18 protein-coding genes are annotated in these 26,361 nt (G+C 67.7%); 13 read left to right on the top strand and 5 right to left on the bottom strand.

Annotated elements, in window-relative coordinates:
• Positions 1–2: 2 nt before the first annotated feature.
• The 3 genes from ACYQ4W_RS11705 to ACYQ4W_RS11695 form a co-directional block, all read right to left on the bottom strand.
• Entirely contained in the window at positions 3–1,196 is a 1,194-nt protein-coding gene (locus tag ACYQ4W_RS11705; RefSeq protein WP_459856764.1) for a radical SAM protein, read from the bottom strand.
• Positions 1,193–2,170 carry a radical SAM protein gene (locus tag ACYQ4W_RS11700; protein ID WP_459856762.1) on the bottom strand — a complete coding sequence of 326 codons (978 nt, stop codon included), beginning with the start codon at positions 2,168–2,170 and terminating at the stop codon, positions 1,193–1,195. Before ACYQ4W_RS11700 ends, ACYQ4W_RS11705 begins: the two co-directional genes overlap by 4 nt.
• Positions 2,171–2,385: 215 nt before the next feature.
• Entirely contained in the window at positions 2,386–3,678 is a 1,293-nt protein-coding gene (locus tag ACYQ4W_RS11695; protein WP_459856760.1) for a radical SAM protein, read from the bottom strand.
• Positions 3,679–3,917: 239 nt separating this feature from the next.
• On the opposite strand from ACYQ4W_RS11695, the gene ACYQ4W_RS11690 reads away from it, so the two are divergent.
• From ACYQ4W_RS11690 to ACYQ4W_RS11655, 8 genes are all read left to right on the top strand, one after another.
• Positions 3,918–5,948: a tetratricopeptide repeat protein gene (locus tag ACYQ4W_RS11690; protein ID WP_459856757.1), complete on the top strand. Its 2,031-nt coding sequence runs from the start codon at positions 3,918–3,920 to the stop codon at positions 5,946–5,948.
• A gap of 85 nt (positions 5,949–6,033) precedes the next feature.
• Positions 6,034–7,203 (top strand): DegT/DnrJ/EryC1/StrS family aminotransferase, encoded by a 1,170-nt coding sequence (locus ACYQ4W_RS11685; protein WP_459856755.1) that lies wholly within the window; start codon positions 6,034–6,036, stop codon positions 7,201–7,203.
• A complete protein-coding gene (locus ACYQ4W_RS11680) occupies positions 7,200–7,964 on the top strand; it encodes a class I SAM-dependent DNA methyltransferase (protein ID WP_459856753.1) in 765 nt (254 codons plus the stop codon). The genes ACYQ4W_RS11685 and ACYQ4W_RS11680 overlap by 4 nt, the downstream gene beginning before the upstream one ends.
• 176 nt (positions 7,965–8,140) lie before the next feature.
• Positions 8,141–9,052, top strand: coding sequence for a radical SAM protein (locus tag ACYQ4W_RS11675; protein ID WP_459856750.1), 912 nt, complete (start codon positions 8,141–8,143; stop codon positions 9,050–9,052).
• On the top strand, positions 9,049–9,993 hold the full coding sequence (locus ACYQ4W_RS11670; protein WP_459856748.1) for a glycosyltransferase family 9 protein: 945 nt from the start codon (positions 9,049–9,051) through the stop codon (positions 9,991–9,993). Before ACYQ4W_RS11675 ends, ACYQ4W_RS11670 begins: the two co-directional genes overlap by 4 nt.
• On the top strand, positions 9,993–10,931 hold the full coding sequence (locus ACYQ4W_RS11665; RefSeq protein WP_459856746.1) for a class I SAM-dependent methyltransferase: 939 nt from the start codon (positions 9,993–9,995) through the stop codon (positions 10,929–10,931). Before ACYQ4W_RS11670 ends, ACYQ4W_RS11665 begins: the two co-directional genes overlap by 1 nt.
• Positions 10,928–12,493 carry a TIGR04372 family glycosyltransferase gene (locus tag ACYQ4W_RS11660; RefSeq protein WP_459856744.1) on the top strand — a complete coding sequence of 522 codons (1,566 nt, stop codon included), beginning with the start codon at positions 10,928–10,930 and terminating at the stop codon, positions 12,491–12,493. Before ACYQ4W_RS11665 ends, ACYQ4W_RS11660 begins: the two co-directional genes overlap by 4 nt.
• Positions 12,490–13,695 (top strand): class I SAM-dependent methyltransferase, encoded by a 1,206-nt coding sequence (locus tag ACYQ4W_RS11655; protein ID WP_459856742.1) that lies wholly within the window; start codon positions 12,490–12,492, stop codon positions 13,693–13,695. Before ACYQ4W_RS11660 ends, ACYQ4W_RS11655 begins: the two co-directional genes overlap by 4 nt.
• 271 nt (positions 13,696–13,966) lie before the next feature.
• Here the strand turns inward: ACYQ4W_RS11655 and ACYQ4W_RS11650 are convergent, their stop codons facing one another.
• A complete protein-coding gene (locus ACYQ4W_RS11650; RefSeq protein WP_459856740.1) occupies positions 13,967–15,985 on the bottom strand; it encodes a glycosyltransferase in 2,019 nt (672 codons plus the stop codon).
• Positions 15,982–16,776, bottom strand: coding sequence for a hypothetical protein (locus tag ACYQ4W_RS11645; RefSeq protein ID WP_459856738.1), 795 nt, complete (start codon positions 16,774–16,776; stop codon positions 15,982–15,984). Before ACYQ4W_RS11645 ends, ACYQ4W_RS11650 begins: the two co-directional genes overlap by 4 nt.
• Before the next feature lie 267 nt (positions 16,777–17,043).
• Between ACYQ4W_RS11645 and ACYQ4W_RS11640 the strand changes: the two genes are divergently transcribed.
• The 5 genes from ACYQ4W_RS11640 (at position 17,044) to ACYQ4W_RS11620 (ending at position 26,356) form a co-directional block, all read left to right on the top strand.
• A complete protein-coding gene (locus ACYQ4W_RS11640) occupies positions 17,044–18,042 on the top strand; it encodes a class I SAM-dependent methyltransferase (RefSeq protein ID WP_459856736.1) in 999 nt (332 codons plus the stop codon).
• 5 nt (positions 18,043–18,047) lie between these two features.
• Positions 18,048–19,094: a radical SAM/SPASM domain-containing protein gene (locus ACYQ4W_RS11635; RefSeq protein WP_459856734.1), complete on the top strand. Its 1,047-nt coding sequence runs from the start codon at positions 18,048–18,050 to the stop codon at positions 19,092–19,094.
• On the top strand, positions 19,094–19,912 hold the full coding sequence (locus ACYQ4W_RS11630; RefSeq protein WP_459856731.1) for a class I SAM-dependent methyltransferase: 819 nt from the start codon (positions 19,094–19,096) through the stop codon (positions 19,910–19,912). Before ACYQ4W_RS11635 ends, ACYQ4W_RS11630 begins: the two co-directional genes overlap by 1 nt.
• Positions 19,913–20,015: 103 nt before the next feature.
• The gene (locus tag ACYQ4W_RS11625; protein ID WP_459856729.1) at positions 20,016–25,934 is read left to right on the top strand and encodes a glycoside hydrolase family 99-like domain-containing protein; all 5,919 of its coding nucleotides are present in this window, start codon (positions 20,016–20,018) and stop codon (positions 25,932–25,934) included.
• Positions 25,931–26,356, top strand: a complete 426-nt coding sequence (locus ACYQ4W_RS11620; RefSeq protein ID WP_459856727.1) for a cupin domain-containing protein — start codon at positions 25,931–25,933, stop codon at positions 26,354–26,356. Before ACYQ4W_RS11625 ends, ACYQ4W_RS11620 begins: the two co-directional genes overlap by 4 nt.
• Positions 26,357–26,361: the final 5 nt, after the last annotated feature.

Genomic DNA, 26,361 nt, shown 5'->3' with positions numbered 1-26,361 from the left:
GGTTACAGTGCCCAGCCGGCGTCTTCGGACTCGACGACCTTTTCCTGCTGGCTGATGAAGTGGCGGGGATCGTCGATGGGCGCGTCCGTCTTGATGGGCGCGATTTCGCCAAAGCCGAAGAACGCGGCGTAGTCGCCGTGGAAGCCGTCGCAAATGGCCTTTGCGCCGCAGGCGTCGCAGGCGGGCGCGAACTTGTAGCCGCAGTGCTCGCGGGCGCGGATGAAGGCGCTGTGCCGGTATTCTTCCTCAGGGCTGATGGACGGGTCGGTGAGGTAGTTCGGCACGGATTTGAACATGGGCGAGCGGAAGTTGGCCTCGCGCAGGCTGAGCAGGGGCGAAAGCTCGCCCGCGCGCATGCGCTGGGGCTTCATGTCCGTCCACGACCAGGACGCGTAGTCCCACTCGTGCACGTCGTAGGGCAGCTGCTGGAAGTTGTACAGGTGCTTGCGGTAGGCTTCCGGCACCTGGCACAGGGGGAAGTAGCGCACGTTGGCCTCAATGCCCGCGGCGTTCAGAATGTCGAGGGCGGCGATGAGCGGCGGCGCCACCTTGGAGTAGGCGGCCACGTCGTCCAGGGAGCGCTCGCCCTTCTGCTGGTCCTCAAAGGGATTGAAGGCGATGAAGTTCACCGCGCGCGCGCCGACCTGTTTGGCCAGCTCGGCCACGTTGGACAAGTGGGGCAGGGCGGAGTTGGTCAAAACGCAGTTGAAGCGCACGGGCATGCCGATGGCCACGCAATTGTCCAGGGCCTCCATCTGCTTCTTGTGTGCGCCGGGCACGCCGACAACGTCGTCGTAGTTGGTGCCCAGGCCATGCACGCTGACGAGCAGGTCGCGCACGCCGGAGTCCTTAAGGCGCTGGCAGGCCTCGCGCCGGGCCAGCACCAGGGCGTTGGTGATGAGCGTGGGCAGCAGGCCGATGTCCGCGCTGTGGCGGCACAGCTCCTCAATGCCGGGAAAGATGGTGGGCTCGCCGCCCTGGATGTCGATGGCGCAGTTGCCATAGTGGTTGCGCAGGGTGTCCACGATGCCCTTGGCCTTTTCCAGAGACATGAACGGATGCTCCGGGTGGTCCTTGGCTTCGATGCGGGTTTGGAAATAGCAGAAGCGGCAGCGCAGGTTGCAGGTCTGGCCGAGCCAGACGACGCCGCGGCGGGTCAGCACGCGTTTGGTGGTCTTCACGACATCTCCGCTCATTTGATGCTCCCGGCGCAAGCGCCGTTGGTTTTGCCGGCGCACGCGCCATCGGATGTTTCGGGGCAGCCGGCCTCGCCGTGCCCGTCGGCCGCGCCCTCGGCGCCCTCGGCGCTCTCGGCGTCCAGGCGCTGGGCGATGCGGTCGCGGTATTCCAGCTCCGTGTCGCGCTCCATTTCGTTCATGTACCAGTTGGGACCGGGGTTCCAGTCCTCGGCCAGGCCGCCGCCGTAAATCTCCACGCGGCCGCGCAGGGCCTTGGGCGAGCGTATGGCCAGCAGAGCCTCCAGATTGCCGGGGCTCACGTCGTCGATCTCCTGGGCGCTGGGCCTGCGCTTGAGCGGAATGGCGCAGCCGCAGCGCGGGCAGGCGCGCTTCTTCTGCTCGTCGTAGTCGCCGGGCACGCGCTTCCACCAGCCGGGCTCAACCGGCCATCCGCCAGGGCCGTCGAAAAGCATGTCGAAGCTGGCCGCCACCTCGCAAAAGAACGCGCCCTTGGGCGTGATGGAGGCGGACCAGTACTTCTGGATCCAGCAGTCGTCGATGAGCCGCCACATTTCGTCCTCGTCGGCCACCACTTCCTGGGCGGCCACAAGCAGGGGCTGGTGCAGAATCTGGTCGACGCTGTGGTCGTTGAAATAGAAATTTCCGTACACCTCGCGGATGAGCGCGCCGTACTTTTCGCCCTGGGCCTTGGGCACCGTGGACCAAAGACCGCGGCGCTTTTTGCCGGGAATGGTGGCGGCCAGGTACTGCGCCATCTCCGCAAACTGCGGGTGCAACAGCGGCTCCCCGCCGATCATGCCCACCATGCCCGGAAAGTCCACCAGGGAATCCACCGCGCGTTTGAAGGTGTCCATGTCCATGAAGAACGGCTTGCGGTGGTGCCCGGTGAAGCGCGTGCAGTTGGAGCAGCGGTTCATGCAGGCGTTGGTCACGTCGATCTGGATAATCTGCATCTCGGCCAAAGGAATCATAGCGGCTCCTTTCTCCCCGCGCTGGCCCGGGCCTGGGCCTGGGCTTCTGCGCGCGGGGGCGTGTGCGGGGTGCGGCGCGCTGGTGGCGGCTGTATGGCCTCTCTTCAGCGGTCCGTCGTGTCAAAAACGCGACGCCTCCGGCCGGAGCAACCGTGCCGGGCGAACGTTGCCGGGGTGGGATGCAAGCACCGGGCCACTGGAGCTTTGCGCCGTCCTCAGCCTTGGGGGCGTTCGCGCAGCCGGGCGATGGCCGCGCGCATGTCCGCCAGGGGCCGGCGCTTGAGGGCGAAGGCCGGCAGATACTCGCGCCGGGCCTGCACCAGCGGTTCGCTGCCGGGCATGTGCGCAAAGGGCGCCAGGCCTGCCAGGCCGTGCAGCAGCACGTATTTCGGGTCCAGGCCGTCGCAGTAGGGCATGGCGGCGCAGTTGGCGCACAGGGGCGGAAAAACCTTGAAGTCGTCGCCGCGCACGGCCACGGCGTCCACCGCGCCGTCCGCGCCGAAGTCCAGGCGTCGCGGCCCGCGCTTCAGGGCGTAGATCTCGCGGGGGCCATCCTCCGGCACGGGCAGCACCTCGGCGCAGTAGTCCGGCTCGCGGTCCGGGTTGCCCGCGCGGTTCATCCACTCGTGCGGGTCGTGGTGCACGCCCACCACGCCGACGATGTGCCTTGCCAGCTCCGGCGCGGCGCACAGGGGCAGGTAGCGCACGGTCACGGCCGCGCCCGCGGCGTTCAAAATGCCCACCGCCCGCGTCAGCGGCGCGGCGATGGCCGTGTACGGCGCTTGCAGCCCGGCGATGCTGGCCGGAGAATCCCAGCGGTAATAGGCGTTGAACACGATGAAATTGTGGTGGTACACCCCGTGGGCGGCCGCAAGCTCGGCGATTGCGGGCAGCTCGTGCACGTTGCCCGCGTGCACCACGGTGTTGGCCGCATACTGAAAGCCCTTGGCGTCCAGCTCCGCCATGGCCGCCAGGACCTTTTGCAGCGAGCCGCGCGTGGCCTCGCGGAAGCCTTCCTCGGTGGAGGAGTGCAGCGAGAAGAGAAAATCCGTCACGCCCGCGTCCAGCAGGGTGTCCAGAAGCCGCTGCCCTGGGCGGGCGGGCGTTTTGCCCAGCAAAAATTGCCCCAGGGTGATGACGCGCACGCTCATGCCGCGCTCCACGGCCCGGCGCACCATGTCCGGCAGGCCCTCGTGCATGGTGGGCTCGCCGCCGGTGATGTCGAAGTTGACGAGGCCGCCCTCTGCCATGCGGTCGATGATGGCCAGACAGTCCTCGGTGCTGCGGAAGCTGGCGTGGCGCAGGGCGTCGAACTGCCCGGCCTTGCCGTCCGCGCCGGCCTTGGCCTCGGCCATGAAGCTGTAGTAGCAGAAGCGGCAGGAGTGGGCGCACTTGAGGCCCACATCGAGCACGCCGCTGGGCGAAAGCGCGCCCGGAGGGTGAAGGAGGATGTCTGCGGTGCCGGCCGGCATAGTGGTCGGCTTGTTCGTCGGCATTGTGGTGGCCATGTCTGCCTTAAGCCCCTTTGCTGCGGTTGCGTGGAGCCATGCGGGGGCATCGCCTCCGGTCCGGTCATGCCGGTCGGCTCAGATCATCTGTCCAACGTCTCTGGATGTTAGCAGCTTTGCCCCCAGGCCATCAAACACTTTCTCCCGCCGCTGCGAAAGGCTTGACACTATTATCCCGGCAGCATTAGTTTGTTGTATACGTTGAAGAATTCCTACCATCCACCATAAGGCAACGCACCGTGCACACTGCGGAGAAGACGAAAACACCCACCGGGCGGCGGCCCCACCTGCTCATTCACAATTTGTATAATTACGGCCATTTTCTCGTCTATGCAGACAACCTGACCGTGTGGGCGCTCTCCCGCGGGTTTTGCGTCACGCTCATGGGGCGCGGGCTTGCGGGCACCTTCTACCAGCGCCGCCATCAGGACGACCCCAACGTGCAGCTGCTGGACGCCAGCCCCGGCGAGCGGCTGGACCAGAACCTGCCCCTTCCGACCAAGGCCGAGCTGACCGCCCGCGCCTGCGACGAATTGTGCCAGGCCCAGGCCAGGCTGAAACCCGAGGCCTGCGTTCTGCTCAGCGCCGATGAATTCCTGTTTCAGTCAGCCAGCATCCTCGACCCGGACTTCGCCTTCCCCGCGCCCACGGTGGGGGTGGTCACCTTTGGCCACCGCGACTGCCATCTGGGCTTCAAGGATGTCTATGCCCGCAATCTGGACGACGTGCTGGCCCGCCGCCGCCCCTTCCGCTCGGTGCTCACCCTGGACGAGCATCAGGTGGCCGCCGTGGACCCCGGCGAGGAGCACCTCGTCTTCCTGCCGGACATCTACGCCGATCCGTCACGGCCGAAAACCGTGGAGCAGGCGCGGCGCGAGGCGGCCGAAACCGCGGAACTGGCCGCATTTCTCGACCGGGCGCGCGGACCGGTGCTGCCGGTGCTGGGCAAGGTCGACCAGCGCAAGAACGCGCTGTGGGTGCTGCGCGCCGCAAGCCAAACCCCGGGCGCCTGCTGTGTGCTGCTGGGCCAACGCGTGCCAAGCCCGGACGACGCGGCCGTCGACGGCCTGCTGGCGGAGCTGGCGGCCCAGGGCAGGGCCTTCGTCCGCACGGACTACGTGCCGGAGAGCCTGTTCCGCGCCGTGCTGACCCACCCGGCGGTGCCGTTTCTGCCCCTGCCGTATTCCTGCCACTACGGATCGTCCGGTTTGCAGCTCCAGGCGCTGGCGGCGGGCAAGCCCACCCTGGTGCCGGATGTGGGCCTCATGGCCTGGCGGGTGCAAGCCCATGCCTTGGGCCTGTGCTACCGCCACGGCGATGAGGCGGACTTCCGCCGCGTGTTCGACCGTTTGCTCCAGCAAGGGACCGGACCCTACGCCGAGGCCATCGGGCGGTTCATGGGGGGCTTTGCCCCCGAGGCGCGCAACGCCCAGTTGGACAAGGCCTTCGGTCTGGCCGGAGCATCCGCGGCGCCGCGGTCTTGCCTGGTGGCTTGCGCGGCGTCGAGCGAAAGGCTTGACGCCGCGGCGCAAGCCCTGGTGCTGCTGCACGCGGGCAGGGCCGAGGAGGCCTTGAAGCTTTTGGAACATGCCGAGGCCGGCGCGCCGGAAGATGCCGGACTTTTGCGCTGCCGGGCCCTGGCCCTGCACGCCCTTGGCCGCCAGGCGGAGGCCTGGGAGGTTGCGCAGCGCTGCGGCCCCGCCATTGGCGAAACGCTCACGGCCTTTCAGCTCAACCTGTGTTGCGACGCCATGACCGCCGCGCGCACCCGGGCCGAGCGCCAGGAATCCTTGAGCATGCTGTGCCTGCTGCTGCATTTTGTCCCTGTCGCGGACATCCCGGAACCTCTGCCTGCGCCCCAGCACCCGCTGGAACTGGCGCTCCGCAAGCGTTGGAGAGCTCCCTGCATAGGGCCCGCGTCCTGGCGCAGCCTGGCCGATGAACTGGTCCGGCTCAAGCGCAACGAGACCGCGGTGCCGGCGTACCGCCGGGTGCTGGAGCTGGACCCGCAGGCCCTCGACTGCTGGCTCAATCTTTCGGATGTGCTGCGCTACGAGGGGCGCTACGACGAGTCCGACGCGGCCCTGGACGAACTTGCCGCCCGTTCGCCGGAGCACAGCGGCCTGCGCCACAAGCGCGGCCAGGTGCTGTTTGAGCGCGGCAAGCTGGTCCAGGCGCGGGAGGAATTTCTGCGGGAGCCTCTGGATTCGCCGCACCGGCAGGCGGCGGAAGCCTATTTGCGGAAGTGCCCGGTGCCGATCGGCGGATGATTTCACGCTTATTGCATGACCTCCGCGAATTGGCGGCGGCACCCCGGCAAGGCGTCCCGCGCACAATGTAAAGGAGACCGCTCCCATGTCCGACACCAACAAGCCCTTCCTCCCGGTGAACGAGCCGGTTCTGGACGGCAATGAGCAACGCTACCTGGCCGAATGCATCGAAACCGGCTGGATCTCCTCGGAAGGCCCGTTTGTGGAGCGCTTCGAACGGGGCATGGCCGCGCGCGTGGGCCGCAAGCACGCCGTCGCCGTGACCAACGGCACAGCCGCCCTGGAGGCCGCCGTGGCTTCCCTGGACCTGGCTCCCGGCGATGAAGTCATCCTGCCCTCTTTCACCATTATTTCCTGCGCCGGGGCCGTTGTGCGCGCCGGCGCCACCCCCGTGCTGGCGGACTGCGACCCCCTGACCTGGAACATGGACGTGGCCCAGGTCGAAGCGCGCATCACCGGCCGCACCCGCGCCATCATGCCCGTGCATCTGTACGGCCTGCCCGTGGACATGGACCCGCTGCTGGCCCTGGCCCGCCGTCATGATCTCGCCGTCATCGAGGACGCGGCCGAGGCCATAGGCCAGACCTGCGTCCTTTCCGCCGGGGCGGCCGGGGCTGCCGACGGGGGAGCCGCGTTTCCCTGTGGCGGCATGGGGCGCCTGGGCGTGTTCAGCTTCTACCCCAACAAGCACATCACCACTGGCGAGGGCGGCATGATCGTCACCGACGACGACGCCCTGGCGGAGAAATGCCGCGGCCTGCGCAACCTGTGCTTCCGGCCGGGGCGGCGCTTCGTGCACGAGAGGCTGGGCTGGAATCTGCGCATGACCAATCTGCAGGCCGCCCTGGGCGTGGCCCAGTTGGAGCGGCTGGATGAATTTCTGGTTCGCAAGCGGGCCATCGGCGCGCTCTACCAGGAGCTGCTGCGCGGCGTGCCGGGCATCCAGCTGCCGCTTGAAAAAACGCCCTACGCCGACAACCTGTACTGGGTCTTTGGCGTAGTGCTGGGCGACGAGATCGGCATGGACGCCGAGGAGGCCATGCGGCGGTTGGCGGAAAAAGGCATCGGCACGCGGCCGTTCTTCTGGCCCATGCACGAGCAGCCGGTGTTCCAGCGCATGGGGCTGTTCCAGGGTGAAAGCCACCCCAACGCGGAGCGGCTTGCCCGCAGGGGCTTCTATCTTCCCAGCGGCCTGTCGCTCAGGCCGGAGCAGATCGAGCGCGCCGCCCAGGCTCTGAAGGAGGTGCTGGCGTGAGCATTTTTCAGGACTATGCCCGCTACTACGACCTGCTCTACCGCGACAAGGACTACCAGGGAGAGGCCAGGTACGTGCATGGGCTTATCCAGGCCCAGCATCCCGGCGCGCAAACGCTGCTGGACCTTGGCTGCGGCACGGGCGGCCATGCCTTCCCGCTGGCGGAGCTGGGCTACGCCGTCACCGGGGTGGACCTCTCCGAGGTGAGCCTGGGCCTGGCGAAGGCCAAGCTTGCGGCCCGCAAGGACGCCCGCGTGGAGTTCCTGCACGGCGACATCCGCACCCTGCGGCTGGGCCGGCGGTACGACGTCGTGGCCGCGCTGTTCCACGTGCTGAGCTATCAGACCAGCGCCGAAGACCTGCGGCAAACCCTGGCCACGGCGCGGGAGCATCTCGCTCCGGGCGGGTTGTTCCTGTTTGATTTTTGGCATGGGCCGGGCGTGCTCTCCGACCCGCCCAAAGTGGCCGTGAAGCGGCTGCAAGGCGAGGGGCTGGCCGTCACGCGCATCGCCGAGCCGACCATGCACCCGGCCCGCAACGTGGTGGATGTCCATTTCACGCTTTTCGCCCACGACACGGTCCGCGACCACATCAGCCAGACCACGGAAGTGCACAGCATGCGGTATTTTTTTGACATGGAATTGCGCGAGCGGCTGGCCGAGGCGGGTTTGACGCCGCTGCTGCACCATCGCTGGCTGACGACCGAGACGCCCGGAACGGACTGCTGGAACGCGGTCATGGCCGCGCGGCCGGCCGGCTAGCCGCCGGGACTGGAATGCGGGCCGGGGCCTCAAGCGCGCGGCCCCTTTTGCCGATGGAGCATTGCGCGATTTTCGCCGCGAGGGTTTGAACGTTGCGCCGGTTCGCAGGACAAAACGACATGGAAAAGGTGACGGCGCGTCAAGCGCAGGCAGCAATGAGAGGGGGAGAATCGGGAATGGGGAAGACGACCAACGCCGCCCTGGGAGACATCCGGCCCACGGAGCGGCACAATTATGTGGCCTTTTTTTTGACCCTGCGCTGCAACCTGAAATGCCCGTACTGCATCAACCTGCACGACGGCGGCTCGCGCAGCGCCATGAGCAAGCGCGTCATGGAGGTGGAGGACTGGATACGCGCGGCGGACAGGCTCAAGCTGCGGGCGGACCTGCCCCTGACCCTGCAGGGGGGCGAGCCCACGCTGTACCCCGGATTTTTCCGGCTGGTGAACGAGGCCCGCGCCGACCTCAAGTTCGATTTGCTGACCAACCTGACCTTCGACGTGGCCGAGTTCATCGCCAAGGTCCCGCGCGAACGCTTTCTGCGCGAGGCGCCCTACGCCCCCATCCGCGTGAGCTACCATCCTGGCCAGAATGACATCGACGAACTGGTGCGCCGCTACTTCCAGCTGGTGGAGGCGGGCTTCCGCGTGGGCATTTACGGCATTCTGCACCCGGAAAAGGCCAAGCGCGACCATATTCTGGAGACCAAGGAGCGCTGCCAGGGGCTCGGGGTGGATTTCCGCACCAAGGAATTTCTGGGCGAGTGGAACGGCGAGCTCTACGGCGAGTTCAAGTACCCCGGCTCGGTGCTGGGCCAGGAGCGGCGCACCTGCCGCTGCCGCACCAGCGAGCTGCTCGTGGACCCTGCGGGGCTGGTGTACAAGTGCCACTCGGACCTGCTGGAGGGCCGGGCGGCGTATGCGCATGTCCTCGACGCGGATCTTTCGGCCGAATCCATCGACGAGTTCCGCCCCTGCGAAAGCTACGGCGAGTGCAATCCCTGCGACGTGAAGGTGAAGACGAACCGCTTCCAGCAGTTCGGCCACACCTCCGTGGACATCATCGACTTGGCCGGGGGCGGGCAATGAAAATCCTGCTGCTGAAGCTCGGCTACTCCGAGACCCTGGACCCCGAGGTGGGCAAGGTGACCAGCCTGGGCGACGTGCTGCGCACCACGCCGCTGCTCACCGCCCTTACCGCCCGCCACCCCGGCGCCAAGATCACCTGGCTGGTGGACGAGGCTGCGGTGGGGCTGCTCAAGGGCAATCCGCTCATCGACCGCATTCTGGTGGCCGATGCCTTTGTGCCGTTTCAGCTCATGCGCGAGAAGTTCGACATCGTCATCAACCTGGAAAAGCACCCCGGCGTGTGCGCCCTGGCCGACATGGTCGACGCCTGGGCCAGGTACGGCTTTCGTTTTGACGTGAACACCGGGACCTACCGGGCCTATGAAAAGGGGCAGGCCTTTCTGGAATACATCCGCGACAAGGGCCAGGCCCAGGCCGGGCGGTCCTGCTGGCAGCAGAATCTCATCGAGATGCTGGGCCTGGAATGGACGGAGCAGCCCTATGTGCTGGGCTACCAGGCCAAGGGGGCTGTGCGCTTCGACGTGGGGCTGAACCACATGATCGGGTCCAAGTGGCCCACCAAGCGCATGCCCGAGTCCCGCTGGATGGAGGTCGCCAAGGGCCTGGAGGCGCATGGACTCAGCGTGTCCTGGCAGCAGGGGCTGGACAACATCCATGACTACTGCGACTGGCTGGCCTCCTGCCGGGTGGTGCTGACCCAGGACAGCCTGGGGCTGCACTTGGCCCTGGCCCTGGGGCGGCGCGTGGTGGGCCTGTTCGGCCCATCGGACCCGCAGGAGGTGTTCTGGTACGGCGCGGGCGAACTGCTGCGCCACGAGGGCTGCCCGCATATGCCCTGCGGCCGGCCAGACTGCACATGGGAGGAACACTGCATGTCCAGCATCGATCAAGCCGCCGTCACCGCGGCGGTATTGCGCCAGCTTGAGGCGGGCGGCAACTGATGGCCCGCTTCACCTTTGCCGCGCAGCCCCGTTTTGACGCCAACGCCCCATGTGGCGAGGTGGAAGGCGCCGCCATCCGCGACTGGCTGCTTGCCCAGGCCGAGAACATGGCCGACGCCGCGCCGGGAGAAAAGGACTTCGCCGCACTTTCCGAGCGCTTGCTGCTGGAGGGCAAGAAGGACCTGTTCGTCTGGGACGACCTGCTCAAGGCCGCGGAGATGACCTACTACGCCGACCAGACCCCGCTCAAGGGGCCGTCTCTCGACATCTGCTGCGGCTTCGGCTTTTGGACCAGCCGCGTGCTGGGCAAGATCGACCTCGGGGTGGATTTGTTTCCCGAGGAAGGCGCCTACACCCGCACGGTGCAGCAGTTTGTGGACCGCGACTTCATCGGCGGGGCGTACCGCTCCGTGCTCCGCGCGGACGTCACCGGGGAGCTGCCCCTGCCGGACAACTTCTTTGAAAGCATCGTGTCCGTGTGCTCCCTGGAGCACATCGAGCGCGCGGACAAGGTGCTGGCCACCATGGCCCGCGTCCTCAAACCCGGCGGCAGGGCCTATTTGAGCCTGCAAACAGGCAAGTACATTGAAAAATTTGCAGAGATCTTCCACCCGGACTACGTGCGCTGGGTGCGCGAGAGCTTCGCCATCCATGTGGACCGCACATGGGAGCAGTGGGAAAAGCTGGTGGCCGGGGCCGGGCTCGGCATCGAAAGCCGCCGCTTCGTGCTCTCCGAGCGGGAGACCGCCCTCAAGGCGCTGACCTACTGGAAAGATCCCTTCGCCCCGGTCATGGGCGAACTGGGCCTGGAGCAGGCGGTGAAGGCCATTCCCGAGTTCCGCCGCCACTATTACGACAAGGTGCGGGAGTGGAGCCGCCGCGAAGCCGCGCCCGAGGAAGCGGCCATTTTGTGCCTGACCTGCCGGAAGCCCCAGTGAACCCGGAAGCCGGCATGAGCGTGGACGAATTGCTGCGCGGCGCCGATGCCTTGCGCAAAAGCGGCAAGGACGAGCTGGCGCGCGCGCTGCTGCGCCAGATTCTGGAGCAAGCCCCGGACAACCTCGCGGCGGGCCTGCGCCTGACGGAGCTGGAGATAGCGGCGGGAGACCTGAGCACCGCCCTGGAGACGCTGGCGGCCCTGTGGCGGCACACCCGCAAGCCCGAGGTGGGCGACCTGCTGGCGGAGCTGGGGCTGGAGGCCGCGCGCAGCCAGCGCGCCGCGCAGCAGGACGACCGCAAGGTGGTGGAGCGCCTGGCCGGGCTTTTGCGCGCCCTGCACGGCCCGGACAAAATCCTCGTGGACACGCTCCAATACGACATCATCGGCGGGCTGGCCATCGACGCCACTGTGCTCGTGCCCATCTTCAAGGCCGGCCTGGCCGAGCGCACGGGCAAATCCGTGGTGTTCTTCTCCGGCCAGTCGGCCAACCCGGCCCTGGTGGAGATGCTGGGCCGGGAGCTGCCCGTTTTTTGCGACGAGAGCTTTCCGCGGCTGATGCCCCTTTGCGGCTATGACTGGGACAAGGGCCGCTATGCGCTCAAGCCGGAGTTCGCGCGGCTGTTTTTCGGCCGCCATGCGGCGTTGTTCGCCGATCTGGTGGAGTTCACGCATTCCACAAACGGGCGCGCCTATTGCCGCACCCCGGAGGAAGGCAGCATGGGCATGCGGCTGCCGGAGCCGCAGGTCGGCTTCAGCCCGGAGGAGGAAGCGCTGGGCGAGCGGTTCCTGCGCGAAACCCTCGGCGTGTCCGCGGACGGCTGGTTCGTCTGCCTCTATGCCCGCGACGGCGCCTACTACAACGAATCTCCAGCCAGCCCCAACTGGTTCCGCAACTCCGACATCGGCACCTTTCTGCCGGCCGTGAACGAAATTTTGGCGCGGGGCGGGCATGTGGTGCGCATAGGCGAGCGAACCTCCCAGGCGCTTTCCCACCCGGACCCGCGTTTTTTGGACTATTCCAATTCGCCCTGGCGCACCCCCCTGCTTGATCTGTATCTGCTGGCCAAGTGCCGGTTTTTGTTGGGAACGCCCAGCGGCCTGTGCCACGTGGCCTATTCCTTCCGCACGCCGGAACTCATGGTGAACACGGTCAACGTGTGCATCATCAGCTCAACGGACCTGTACATTCCCAAACTCCCGCGCGACACCCGCACCGGCCAGGTCCTGCCCTTCGGCGAATTTTTGGAGCGGTTCTACGGCTATGGCGACATCGGCCTGTTCCTGGAGAACGGCGTCAACCAGCGGAACCTGCTGCACGTGGAATACCAGGACAACACGCCGGAGGAGATCCGCGCCGCCGCAGCGGAGATGCTCGACCGCCTGGACGGACGTTACGCCGAGCAGCCCGAGGCAGCGCGCCTGCGCGAGCGGTATCGCGCCCTGTGGACGCCGCGGGCCCCGCACATGAGGGACACGCCCATCGCCGCCAGCTTTCTGCTGGCCCATCCGGAGATTTTGGGGCCGGAAACGCCGCAGGCAAGGCAGGAGGCCAAACCATGATCCTCTGTCCCGTGTGCGGCGCGGACGCAGCGAGCGGAGCCGTGACCCCGGCCGTGTTCCGTCGGCCGAACCAGCCCGGCAGCGTGCACATGCCCCAAGGCGACCTGGGAACATGCGGCGGGCGGGAGCTGGTCGTCTCCGGCTGCAAGGCCTGCGGCTTCTTTTGGAACGCCGCCGCCTTCGCCGATCCTGCGGAGTTCTCGGCCTGGATGGCTCCGGCCTATCAGTCGTACACCTTGTTGGACAACGACCTGCATGGCTTTCCCCTGGTGGATGGACGCACGCTGACCGCGGCGGGCCTGCTGGACGCGCACTGCGATTGGCCCGCCATGCGCTGCGTGCTGGAGGTCGGCTCCAATCGCGGAGATTTTCTCGCATTTTTGCGGCAACGGCATCCGCACGTGCAGCTCATGGGCGTGGAGAGCTCGCCCCTTTCGCTGGTGGGCGTGCCCACGTTGTTCAACAACGTGCATGATCTGCGCTTTTCGCCCAGCTTCGACCTGGTCATCGCCCGGCAGGTGCTGGAGCACATGGCCGATCCGCAGCGCTTTGCGCGGCACATCGCCTCCTTTGTGCGGCCTGGGGGCTGGGTGCTCTGGGAGGTGCCCCTGCTGGAGAACGACCTGACCGAAGGTGTGGACCCCTGGCTCATGGAGCATGTGGGGTATTATTCCCCGCGGTCGCTGGAGCTTTTGGGGCGCGCGGCAGGGTTGTCGCTCGCCGGTGAGGACCGCAGCTATCAGCTCACCATGCTGTTTCGAAAAGATCTTGCGGACACGGCGGCGTCAGCGCCGCGCGCCAGCCTGGGCGACGCCCGCTGGGGCTTGGTGAAGGCGTTTTTGGCCGGGGTGGACGAGCGCCAGAGGCAGTGGCGCGAATGGGTGGAGCAGGGCGGGGAAATCTGCTTCTACGGGGCCAGCAACATCTATCTGGCCATTTGCGCGGTGCTGCGCAGCGCCTGGGGCGAGGATTTCTGGAGCCGCTGCCGCCTGAGCCTTGCCGACGATTCCCCGGGCCGCCAGGGCGAAAGCGTGGGCGGCCTGCGCGTGCAAACGCTCGAATCCCTCCGGCCTTCGGGCAGGGCGCTTTTCGTTGTTTGCGCCACATACCGCTACCACAGGGAGAAGATGGTGCCCCGCGTGCGGGCGCGTTTGCGCCCCGGTGACCGCCTCTGCACCATGTGGACCCCGCTGCCGGAGTAGCTCCGGACCCAAGGAAAGGAGCCTGGCCGTAGCGTCCGCAGACGTTGTTCGCGGGCCCGCTGCCTCGGCCCATTGGCGCATTTGCCGCGACTTGTGGCGTTGCTTTCATGACGCCGCAGGAACCCCGGCCGTGGTTCGCCGCGCCATCTCCCTCCGTCGAACGGCGGCCGCTCCGGCTTGCCGTGGCTGTCCGCTCGCTTTTCCCCGGCAATGGCGTCGTCGCATTTCCAGGCCAGCCGTATTCCGGCCGGGCGGACGGCCTCCTGTGAGCTTACGTTTGGCTTGGCGCGGATGGGCGCAGTAGGCGAAACGTCACGGCGGCTTCGCCGGGCTCCGTTGCCTGGACCTGGGCGCGCAGGCCCGCCTGTTCAAACAGCGGCGTAAGCCGGCCCGCGTCCATGGACTTGCCCGCACCGGCCGGCTGGCGCAGCAAGGCCGTGCCGCCAGGGGCCAAATACAGCGCCAGCAATCCGGCCAGGCGTTGGGCCGCTTCCGGGGTCAGGGGCGCGGCGAGATGCAGGTCCGCCTCGTCCGGTCCGCGCCGGGAGAAATAATATTCCCACAGCTCGGCATCCAAGGGGTTCATGTTCACGGCGACGCGCCCTGGCGTGAGCGCCTGTCCCGAGTCATGGCCCGACCCGCCATGGTTGGCGCCGCTGCCGCTTGGCTTGGGCTCCGCAGCCAGGCGCACCCGCAACGGGGCCGTGGGCGGCGCGCAGAAGATGGCCGCCTTGGCGTGGGCAGGATTGCGCGCCAGCGCCTGGGCGAAAAAGCGCAGGGCCTCGCCTTCGCCGCCTTGTTCGCGGCGGAGTTCGCCGCTTTTGAACAGCGCCCACGCGGCGAGGGCGTCCGTGGCGCCGGCATGTTCGAACACGCCCTGGTACACGGCCAGGGCTTGCTGCAGGCTCCCGCCCCGGTGCAGGGCCAGGGCCACGCCGTACGCGGCTTCGACCTCCGCCGCCGTGCCCGCCGATCGGAGCGCGGCCAGCAGGGCGCTGGCGGCCTGTTCCGGGCGGCCGTCCGCCAGATGCAGGCGGGCCAGGGCGCACAGCGCGTCACAGTCCGGCGGGGCCTCGTCCCGTCCGTCCGCGCCGCCGGCAAAAGCCGCCCGGCCGCTCGGGCGCGAACAGGCTTCCTCGATGGCGGCGAGCAACGGCGGCGCAGTGGTCGCGGCATCGCAGCGGCGGGTGAAAAAATCCAGGCACGGCCCACGCCGCGCCTCTATTTCCCGTCGGTCGAGAGAGGCCAGCAGACGGTGGATTTCACCAATGCCGTCCACGCGCCAGCCGAGGCTTTGCTCCAGCACATGCCGGGCCATTTCGCCCTGGCTGTTGACCACCACGGGCAGCCCGTGGCGCAGGCAGGTGGTGAATTTGCCGGAGGCCATGCCGATGTGCCGCAGGTTGCGGCCCAGCAGCGGGTGGTCATACGTCGGCGTGTACAGGCACAGGCCCAGGTCGCAGGCGTGCAGCAGCAGGTGCAGGTCTTCATCGGGCAGGCTGGGAAAGGGGGAGACGTGCACCTTGCCGCGCACGTGCGGGTCCGCTCCGGCCAGCAGCCGGTCCAGATCGCCCGCCTGATAGCGGTGGTGCAGCACAAGGGCCCAGTCCCCTGGCCACAGGGCCACGTCGGCCAGCAACTGTGCGGCCCCTGTCCAGGCCGCTTCCGCGCTGCCCAAAACCAGGGCCAGCTTTGTCGAGCGTGGAAGCCCCAGCGCATCGTGCAGGCGAAAGGTCCGCGGCCCGGGCCGCGCGCCCCGGCCCGCCACGGGCGCGTTTATGATGTGCGCTTGGTCGAAGCGGTTCTCTGCGGCCAACTGCCCAGCGCGTTCGTCGTCCTGGCAGAGGGCGAAGGCCAAGTCGCGGCAGGCGTCGATCTCCGGACGCTTGAAGTCCGCGCCGACCTCTGCCGCGAAAAGCAGTTCGTAGGAGAGCAGGCCGTGGGCCGCGCCCTGTGCCCGCGCCATTTTGGCCGCTTCCGCCACGCCCAGGTCCACGCCCAAGAACAGCGCGAACTTCGGCAGGTGCCGCCGCGCAAGCCAGCCCACGGATCGTGGGGAGGCGAGGGGGCCGAACAGCGCGCCGCGCAACGGGTCCCAGGCGCCGCCCGGGGGGGGCACGCTGTGGAGGGTGAGGCGCGGGTGGCTCTTGGCCTGGCTGTGGCTCGCGTTTGGCGGGCAGAACACGTCCACGGCGTGGCCGCGCTCCAGCAGCAGGTCCAGCAGGCTGGACAAGTGCGGATTGTTGGGGAAATTCCCTTCCGGGTGGATGAGGGCGATGCGCGGGCTCACGCGGTTCCTTTGGGGATGACGCCCTGGGCCGTCAGCTCGCGGCGGACTGCATAGGTCAGGATGTCCGCCAGGGCCAGACGGTACACCTCGGCGGCGTCGAAGGCCTGCACATCCATGTCCAGCCGCAGGCACAGCTCGCGCAGGCGCTCGAAGCGTCCAGGATCGGCCATGTGGTACTTGCCGCCGGGGCGGCACTCGGTGCCGATGACGACTTTGATGCGGCCGAACTCGTGGCGGTATCTGGCCAGGTCGTCGACAAAGGCCACGGATTCGTCGAAGGAGCCGTGGCGGGTGTGGAAGATGATGTCGGCGTCGGACTGGGTATAGAGCATGTGCCGCGCGGCCTTGGCCGAACCGGTGACCAGGTAGCTGCCGGCGAAGGCCACCAGATGCCGGGGCCGGCCCTGCGCCACCTTTGGGCAGGCCTCGCAAAAGGCGCGGACAGCGCCGGAAAACAGACGCACCGCCGCGCCTTTCAGGTCCTCGGCCGAAACCGGGATGAGGTTGCCCCCGGCAAACCCGGCGTTGCACATGGGCTCCGCAATGGTGGTCACCACCAGCGACTTTCGGCTCATCCTCTGCGCAAAGCGCATCGAGGCGACGGAAAAGTGGTCGTAGAGCACGCGGTCATAGGCGGTCATGGGGAACTCGCTGGGGTTGAAACGTTGGATGTCGATGCCGCCCTGCTTCCAGATGGCGTCAATCTCCGGTCGCAGCTTAAGCAATGCCAGCAATGGGCCGATATCCTCTGGCAGGAACCAGCAGCACCCGATGACGACATTGAACTCCACGGTTCCTCCGGCGTGCGGAAAAACGGTTCGCCTGCATCATGCCGAACTGGCATGCGAACATCAGGCCAAAACCGAGGAGGGGGGCTGGTTTATTTATACCAGCCACGCCGTCCGTGGCAAGAAGGCTTATGGCAGGGGGGCGAGCCGGCGCACCCGACCGTAAAAGCCGGGCAATTCCCGCCCTTATGGACATCATCGGCCACATGTGCTTTGCTCTTGCATCAGCGTCCTGGTGCCGGAAAAATCTACAGGGAACGGACAGACAGCGTGAAAGAAGACGAAATACGGCCCGACAGGCTCCGCGCGGCGCAGCAGGAGGCCATCGACTGGGACATCGCCTGGCTGCTGGAGCGGTCAGGGCAGTGGGCAGAGGTGGATTGCCCCGCCTGCGCGGGTGCGCACCACGCGCCCGAGTTCGACAAGCTGGGCTTCCGCTACCGCCGCTGCGCGGACTGCGGCACGCTCTTCACCAGCCCGCGCCCGGCCGAGGCCGTGCTCGAGGAGTTTTACGACATCTCGCGCAATTACGCCTTTTTCAACCAGCACATTTTTCCCGCGTCCGAGTCCGCGCGCCTGGAGAAGATCTTTAGGCCGCGGGCGCGGCTTGTGGCCGGGCACTGCGCGGCCCAGGGCATCCGCGGCGGCCGCATGCTCGAAATCGGCGCCGGCTTCGGCACCTTTGTGCGCGCCATGCGCGAGCTTGCCCTCATGGACTCCATCACCGTGGTGCAGACCGGCCCGCTGGCCGGCCAATGCCGCGAACGCGGCGCGGACAAGGTCATCTCCAGCCTGATGGGCGAACTCTCCGGCGAGGAGCCCTTCGACCTCGTCACCAGCTTCGAGGTCATCGAGCACACCTTTGACCCGCTGGGCTTCTTGCGCAACGTCCGCAACTGTCTGCGGCCGGGCGGGCTGCTGGTGCTCAGCTGTCCCAACGCCGCGGGCTTCGACATCGCCGAGCTTGGCCCGCATTCCGATTCCGTGGATCACGAGCACCTGAACTACTTCAATCCGGCCTCGCTGCGGCTGCTGCTGGAGCGCGCCGGTCTGCGCCATGTGGACCACGGCACGCCGGGCAAGCTGGACGTGGAGCTGGTTCGCAAAAAGTGGCTGGCGCGGCCGGAGCTGGCCCGCGACCCCTTTCTGGCCGGGTTGGTTCTGGGGGCGGACGAAACCGCGCGGCAGGCCTTTCAACAATTCCTTGCGGCCAGCGGATTGTCTTCGCACCTGGTCATGGTGGCGGCCCGCACAATGGAGGAGAAGTAGCAGCGATGGAAGACCCCCGAAAAGAACTTGTGGAGCGCGCGGACTTTCGCGGCCACCTCTCCCCGCATTTCAAGATCGACCCGAACACGGTGATCCACGCCGAATACCTGCGTCTGCACGGCCCGGCCATGGCGGAGCGCTTTTTGGCCTATCGCAGGACCTTCGAGAGCGTGAACCGCGAGCGGTCCGTGGCGCCCTTTCCCCTCACGGTCAACGTGGGCCTGCGCGACGCCTGCAACCAGCGCTGCCCCCACTGCTACCGGCAGTACGACCCGGACCCGCACACCGGCACGCGGCTGAGCAAAACGGCCGCCTTCGGGCTCATCGACCAGTGCGCGGCCCTTGGCACTCCGGCCATGCTCTTCGGCACCGCCTCGGAGCACTTCACCCATCCGGACGCCATGGAGATTTTGCAGTACGCCTGCTCCAAGCCGGAGCTGCTGGACATTTTCCTCGCCACCAACGCCCAGCTGCTCGACGAAGAGAAGATCGACGCCCTGCTGGCCATGCGCCTTTCGCGCGTGACGGTCAGCATAGACGCCATAACTCCGGAGACCTACGCCAAGGTGCGCGGGGGCGACTACCCGCGGCTGGTGCGCAACCTGCAATACCTGCTGCGCCGCCGGAAGGAGCTGGGGCAAAAGCTGCCCATCCTGCGCGTCACCTTCGTGGACTACAATCTGAACCACCACGAGAACGAGGCGTTCTGGCGCTACTGGGTGGACCAGGCGGATATCGTGGACATTCAGAAGTTCATGGATGTCCGGCGCATCGACGACCTCCAGGATTGCGAGATGAAGACGCTCAACTGCGCGTACCCGTGGAACATGCTCTACGTGCGCTGGGACGGCGAGGTGTTTCCCTGCTGCAGCGAGTTCTGCAAGCACATTCCCGTGGGCAACCTCAACGAGCGGACCCTGGGCGAGATTTGGAACGGGCCGCAGCTGGCTGAACTGCGGCGGCGGATGACCACATACGGCGAGTTCCCCAAAACCTGCGTGAACTGCTTGTCCAGCCTGGGCAGCGAAACGCCCGTGAACGGGCTGGGCTGATGGCGGCTGAACGCCATTTGCGCCGGGCCTGCGCCCTGTGCGCGGCCGAGGATTCGGAGCTGCTGCATGTTTTTGACGCGCCTCCGCCCGGCGAGACGGACTTCGGCCTTCGCCCCTACCGGCGCGAGCTGCGCCGCTGCCGGGCCTGCGGCGTCTACTTCAACGCCCATCAGCTGGATCTCTCGCGTCTGTACAGCGAAGACTACAACCGCGCCAAGTACGCGGACAAGCTTCTGCGGACCTTTCAAAAGATAATGGCCCTGCCGCCGCAGGCCTCGGACAACCACGGCCGCGTGGAGCGCGTGCTGGACTGGCTGGCGCGCTCGGGCCGCGGCGCCTCCGGGACGGCGATCCTCGACGTGGGCTCCGGGCTGGCCGTGTTCGCCGCCGGGCTGGCGCGCCGCGGTCTGGCCTGCCACTGCGTCGATCCCTCGCCCCTTTCCGCCGCGCACGCCCTGGAGCACGCCGGCGCCGCCTCCGCCCGGACGGGCAGCATCGGCGACTGGCCGCTCCGCCATCCGCTTGATCTCATCACCTGGAACAAGGTGCTGGAGCATGTGCCCGACCCCGTGGCCCTGCTGCGGGAAAGCGCCCGCAGGCTGGCCCCCGGCGGCGCGGTGTACGTCGAACTGCCCGATGGCGAGGCGGCCTTGCGCGAGGGCGGACCCGGGCGGCAGGAGTTTTTCGTCGAGCATGTGACGGCCTGGAGCCTTCCCGCCCTGGGCGTTCTTGTCGAGCGGGCCGGGCTTGCGCTGCTGGAGAGCGGGTCCCTGCGCGATCCCTCGGGCAAGTTCACCCTGTTCGGCTTCGCTGGGTGAACCCAGGGAGTGTGGTTCCTGCGCGCGGCGTGGTGTGCTTCTTGCTTGAAAACACCGGCCCGGGTTGCCTTCGTCAGCATAACAACAGCAGGACAACGACAGCATGTGGAACAAACGCATCACCCACTGGATAGCCGAGGCAGGCGCGGCCCTTTGCCCCAGGCCCGGCCGCGAGGCCACCACAGTGGGCGTCATGGCCGCCATACTGGAGAACCTGGGCGTTGATCCCCATGCCTGGTTCCTTGCGCCCGGGGTCGAGGGCATAGAGGACCGCCTGAACCGTGCGGTGGACCTGCAACTGGACCACTACCGCGCCCTGCTGGCGGGCCAGACCGTCATCGTCTTCTGGGTGTTCGAGGATTTCCTCTCCAACGTCCAGCAGGTGGCTGTGGCCCGCGATCTGCTGGCCGACGGCCGCTACCCGGTGGTGTTCCTCATCACCAACCGCTGGCGCTCCCAGGACGAGTTCCACGTGGACGACGTATTCTGCGGCCACCAGCCGCTGTATTTTCCCGACCGCGACCGGCTGGACCGCATCGACTTCGCCTCGGTGTTCTGGGCCATAGACTGCCTGTACGACACCGCGCTGCCCCCTGGCGCGGTGCGCCTGCTGCAGCCCCACGGCACGGACATCCGGTTCGACTACTCCGTGGAGTTTTACGGCGCGGGGCTGCTTTTCGACTATCTGCTGAGCCCCTCCTTCGAGCCGGAGCTGTTCCGCCCGGACTACCGCGCGCGCTACGAGGACGTCTTGCCGCGCTGCCTGGCGGACCACGCCGCCCCGGCCCTGCACGCGCTCAACATCGGCTCCTTCAAGCTCGACCAGTTCGCCCGGCGCTGCCGGAACAGCACCCCGGCGGACATCATCTACAACCTCTCCGCTTGGGATTTGGAGCACGCCCAGGTCAAGCGCGAGCTGACCGCGACCCTGCAAGAAATTCTGGAGCGCCACCCGGACCGGCGGCTGGTGTTCCGCAATTTCCCCGGCGACGAGGACTCGGTGCGGCCGCACATCGCCCCGTTGCTGGAGCATCCTCGGTTTTTCTGGAGCACGGCCCCGACCTACATCGACGACTACGCCGGCGGCGCGGCGCTCATCCACCACCGGGGCAGCTCGGCGGAGATCTTCAGCGTGGCCTCCGGGCGGCCTTCCATCCGGCTGGACTACTTCGAGCCCCATGCCGACCACAGCATTGAGACCCCCGTGGGCTGGCTGGTGCACGACCACGCGCAGCTCTGGGCGGCCCTGGCCGAGTCCCTGCGGCCCGACACCCCCAAATGCGCGGCGATCCGCGAGCTGCGCGCCCGCAAGTACCCGGCCCTGGGCCGGGGCATGGAGCTGGTGCTGGAGAGCATTCCCGCAATGCTCGCCGGCAGGGCGGACCCGGCGTGGCGCACCCTGCCCCTGGCCGAAACGCCTGCGGGCCTGCGCGACGAGGACTTCGTGCTCCAGGCGCTTTGCACCGCCCTGCGCCGCGACATCCTCATCCCCATTTTGGCCCAGCGCGCCCTGGCCCTGCTGCCGCACTCGGCCCTGGCCCATTTTTACGCGGCCAAGTCCCTGTTCACGCACATCTATCCCGACCCCATGCGCGACGACGATCCCTGGCTCGCCGCATTGGAGCACTATGCCGAATATCACCGCCTGAGCGTGTCCTCGGGCGCGGCGCACGACATGCCCGAGGACCTGCTCGAGGGCGCGCGCGACTGGGCCTCGCGGTTTTTGCCCGCGCGCCTCATCGGGCTTGTGGGCCGTGGCGCGCGCAAGCATGACGCCCAGCAGGCGGCGCGGCTGCAGCAGGCGCTCCGCGCTTTGCCGCTGGATTTTTTCGCCACGGATGGCCTGCCCCAGTGGATGGAGGCGGCCGCCCGCGGCGACAGCCGCGAGCGCGACGCCCTGCGCGACAAGGTCCGCGCGGCCGAGTCCGGCCAGGCCGCGCGCTTTGTGCTGACGCCGCTCGCCCTTGAGACGGCCGCGCCCGGCAAGATGTACCTGGCCGATCCCTTTCTGGCCTGCCGGACCCGCTGGGACAAGGCCCTGGCTGCCGCGCCGGGCGTGCGCCAGGCCGCCGCCGCGCCCTGGCGGAACAGCCCGCCGGAGGAGATCGAGGCGCTGAACGCCGCGCTCACCGCCCGCATCGAGGCGCTGACAAGACAGCTCTGCGTCGGGCTGGACGCCGCGCATGCGGGCGCGCCCGAAGCCCCCCCCCGCGGGCCGCACTTTTGGCGCAAGGCCCTGGGAATGGGCCCCTCGGAGCTGGTCCATCTGTTGTGGGAGTGCTTTGCGCTCTTTGAGGCCGAGTACCGGCCCGAGCGGCACGAGGCTGTCCTGCTGGACTCCGCCGGCTACCATGTGCCGCTTGATTTCGACGACCTGCGCTGGTTTCTGCAGCATTCCGACTTCGGCATGGAGCAGGTCTTCTCAGTGTACGCCCGCGCGCTGCACCCCCGCGCGCCGCACCGCACGCGGTTGCTGCGCTACCAGTCGCCCTACCGCGTGCGCAACGTCGGCGAACCAACCACGGCCAATCCCAGGGTGGGCATTCTGGGCGCATTTCCCGCCGCGCCCTACATGGAGCGGCTCGTGGCCGAATCCGGCGGCGAGATCGCGCAGATAGGCTTCACGCGCGAGCGCGGCTTGTACGCGACCCCGGCGAGTCATGGCCGCCGCCAGGCCCTCTTCCCCCCTGCGGAGACGCCGGATCGCTTCGACCGTTTTTTGACGGCCTGCCTGCCGTGGCTGCTGCCCAAGAGCATGCTGGAGAATTTCGCCGAGCTGGAGCGCGGCATCGAAGCCGACCTGGCCGCCCAGACACGCCTCACCCATGTGGTGAGCGAGTTTTGGATCGGCGAGTCGTACGAGTGCCTGGCCCTGGCCGTGCTTTCGCGCCGGGGCGTGCGCCACGTGTACAACGAGCATGTCATGAGCTGCGCGCCGTTCTCGGCCTCGCTGCTGCACGATCACCGGAAAATCTGCGACCTGTACGTCGCGTGCGGCGCCGAACCCCGGCCCGAGCTGCCGAATCTTGTGCCCGCGGGCAGCCTGTACGACTTTTGCGCCACGCAGCCGGATGCGCGTCCCGCGCGGGCCTGCACCTACTTCAGCGCCAAGCCCTTTGCCCGCACCGTGGGGCACAGCGGCCAAGACTGCGCCATCGGGCGCGGACCCTGGGCCAAGCCCTACTACGACTGGAAGCGGCGCTTCTTCCGCGCCCTGCCGGAGCAGGCCAAGGCCCGGGTGACCTACCGCCGCTACCCGTACGACGACTTTTTCCGCTTGGCCAATCTGGCCTGGGACGACGAGGCCATGATGCGCGCCCAATTGGACGCCGCGCTGGACGGACAGGCGGACACCGGCGCGAATGGCCAGATGGGCGGCCAGATGGGCGGCCAGATGGGCGGCCTGCTGGACGGCTGCATCTTGGACAACCACGCCGACTCCGCCCGCGAGGCCATCGCCGCCTCCGGCCTGGTGCTTACGGACCAGTTCAGCACCAGCTTTCTGGAAGGGGTGGCCCTGGACCGGCCCACCGTGCTGCTGCTGCACGACGCGGCCGTGTTCGCGCCCGGCCACGCGCGGCTCATGCAGCGTTTGCTGGCCTGCGGCATGGTGCAGAACAACGCCGAGGCCGGGGCCGCTTTCGTTGCCCAACTGCTGGCTGGCGGAGCGGAGGACTGGTGGCGTTCCGAGGAGGTGCGCCAGGTGCGCCGGCAGGTGCTGGATGGTTTCCTGGGCGAGCCGGAACGGACCATCGAGCTTTTGCTGGGCCTGGCGCGCGGCGAAGAGGAACCCCGCCCGGAGCGGCCCCTGGCGGATTTTGTCTGCGCCAACCCGTTTTTGTACGCGGAGCTGCGGTCCGGCGGGCAAATAGCCCCTTGCTGCTATTTGGACATGAGCTGCGGCAGCCTCTGCGAGGCGCCCTTGGCCGAGGTTTGGAACAGCCCGCAAGCCGAGGCCCTGCGCGCCTCCATCCTGGACGGCTCCTACCGCTATTGCGACGCAGCCAGATGCGCGGGCATGCAGAAGGCCCTGCGTCTTGCCGAAAGCCCGGAGTCCGCTCCGGCCCGGCGCTACCAGCTGCCCTATGAACTGTTCCACCGCTCGGAGCTGGACAGCCTTGGCCTGGGCTGGGTTGCCGGCTGGACTTCCGGGACGGCCGCGCCCGCGCCGCGCATCATTTCCCTGGAGGACGACCCCAGCTGCAACCTGCGCTGCCCCTCCTGCCGCACGGAGCCCCATGTCTTGCCGCGTGCGGAAAGCGACCGGCTCATGCGGGTTCATGCCGGGCTGCTGGACCAACTGGCCGGTGGCGGCGAGCTGTGGCTGTGCGGCGCGGGCGATCCCTTCGCCAGCCGCGCCTATCGCGCGCTTCTGGAGGGCTTTGATCCTGCCGCGCATCCCGGCCTGCGTCTGCGCATCGACACCAACGGGCAGCTGCTGACCCCGGAGATGTGGGCGAAAACCCTGGGCCGCTATCCGGAGCGCGTGTCCGTGGTGGCCGTTTCCGTCGACGCGGCCGAGGCTGCGACGCACGAGAAGCTGCGGCGCGGCGGCGACTGGCGGCAATTGTTGCGCAACCTGGAGTTTTTGGGCCAGCGGCGGCGCGAAAATCCGGGCATGACCTTTTTGCTGCGCATGATCGTGCAGCGCGACAACTTCCGGCAAATGCCCGCCTTCAGCCGTTTGGCGCGCGCGGTGGGCGCGGACCGGGCCGTGTTCTCCGCCCTGGAGAACTGGGGCAGCTTCGCCGAGGCGGACTGGCGGGACCGGGCCGTGCACCGGCCGGAGCACCCCCTGCACGATGAGCTTCTTGCAATGTTGCGCCACCCCGACCTTGCGGGCGGCGGCCTCAAGCGTGGAGAGGAAATGAGCACAGACATCGACCTGGGCAACCTGACCCAGCTGGTTCCGGGCAACGCGGGCGAAACCACCGGCAACAAGGCCAATGGGGGCGCGCCGCAGTCAAAACGCGCCCTGGCCCTGGCCTTTCATCTGCCGCAGTTCCATCCCATTCCGGAAAACGACCTGTGGTGGGGCAAGGGCTTCACCGAATGGACCAACACGGCCAAAGCCGTGCCGCTGTTCGAGGGCCATGAGCAGCCCCACGTTCCGGCGGATTTGGGCTTTTACGACCTGCGCCTGCCCGAGGCCCGCGCCGCCCAGGCCGAGCTGGCCCGCGAGTACGGCCTGGACGGCTTCGTCTACTGGCACTATTGGTTTGGCAACGGGCGGCGGCTTTTGGAGCGCCCGGTGGAAGAGATTGTGCGCAGCGGCGAGCCGGATTTTCCCTTCTGCCTCGGCTGGGCCAATCAGACGTGGTCCGGCATTTGGCACGGCGCGCCCGGCCGCGTGCTCATGGAGCAGGTGTATCCCGGTCCTGCGGACGAGCTTGCGCACTTCGAGGCGCTGGCGCAGGCCTTCGCCGATCCGCGCTACGTCAAGATCGAGGGCCGCAACCTGTTCCTGGTGTATAACCCCTCCGGCCTGCCCGACGCCACGGCCTTCACCCTGCATTGGCGCACTCTTGCCCGCGAGCGGGGCCTGCCGGACTTTCATTTCGTGGAGCATGGCAGCCGGGAGTGGGTGGGCCGGGGCTTCGACTCCTGCGTGGACAACGCCCCGTTCATCAATTTCAACGACGAGGAAGCCCCGGTGCGCTTTCTCGATCCCGAGGTGCGGCCCACTGTGCGCGAGTATGCGGCCTATGTGCGGCACATGGCCCAGAAGCCCCTGCCGCCGGAGGAGCACCCCCTGGCCGTGCACGCCTGGGACAACACCCCGCGCAGCGGCGGGCGCGGCCATGCCCTGGTCGGCTCCACGCCGGAGCTTTTCAGACGGCATCTGCGCGACCTGTTGGAGAAGATAGCCCACAGGCCGGCGACCCGGCGGGTGCTGTTCCTCAAGTCGTGGAACGAGTGGGCCGAGGGCAACCACCTGGAGCCGGACGTGCGCTGGGGCCGGGCCTATCTGGAAGCCCTGCGCGACGCCCTGACCGATCAGACCGAACCGGAGAAGCCATGAACACCCCCCACGTGGAGCAGCTGAACAACGGCGAGGCCGCCATCGCCATCATCATCCGCGCGGAATACAGCGAGCCGGGCATCGCCTTCTTCACGCCCGGCAGCTACTCGCAGCAATTGGCGGCCATGCGCCATCCCAAGGGGCACGTCATCCAGGCGCACCTGCACAAGCCGGTGCCGCGCCAGGTGCTGCACACCCAGGAGACCCTGTTCGTCAAAAGCGGGCTGGTGCGGGTGAACTTTTATGACGAGGCCAAGCGCTACCTGGACACGCGGGTGCTCAAGACCGGCGACGTGATCCTGCTGGTTTCCGGCGGGCATGACTTCGAGATGCTGGAAGAGACGGAGATGATCGAGGTGAAGCAGGGCCCCTATGCCGAGGCCGAGGACAAGGAGCGCTTCGAGCCTGCGCCGCGCGGCTAGGTTTG

The organism is Humidesulfovibrio idahonensis, from assembly GCF_054657715.1.
This window is presented reverse-complemented; position numbering and strand designations above follow the sequence as displayed.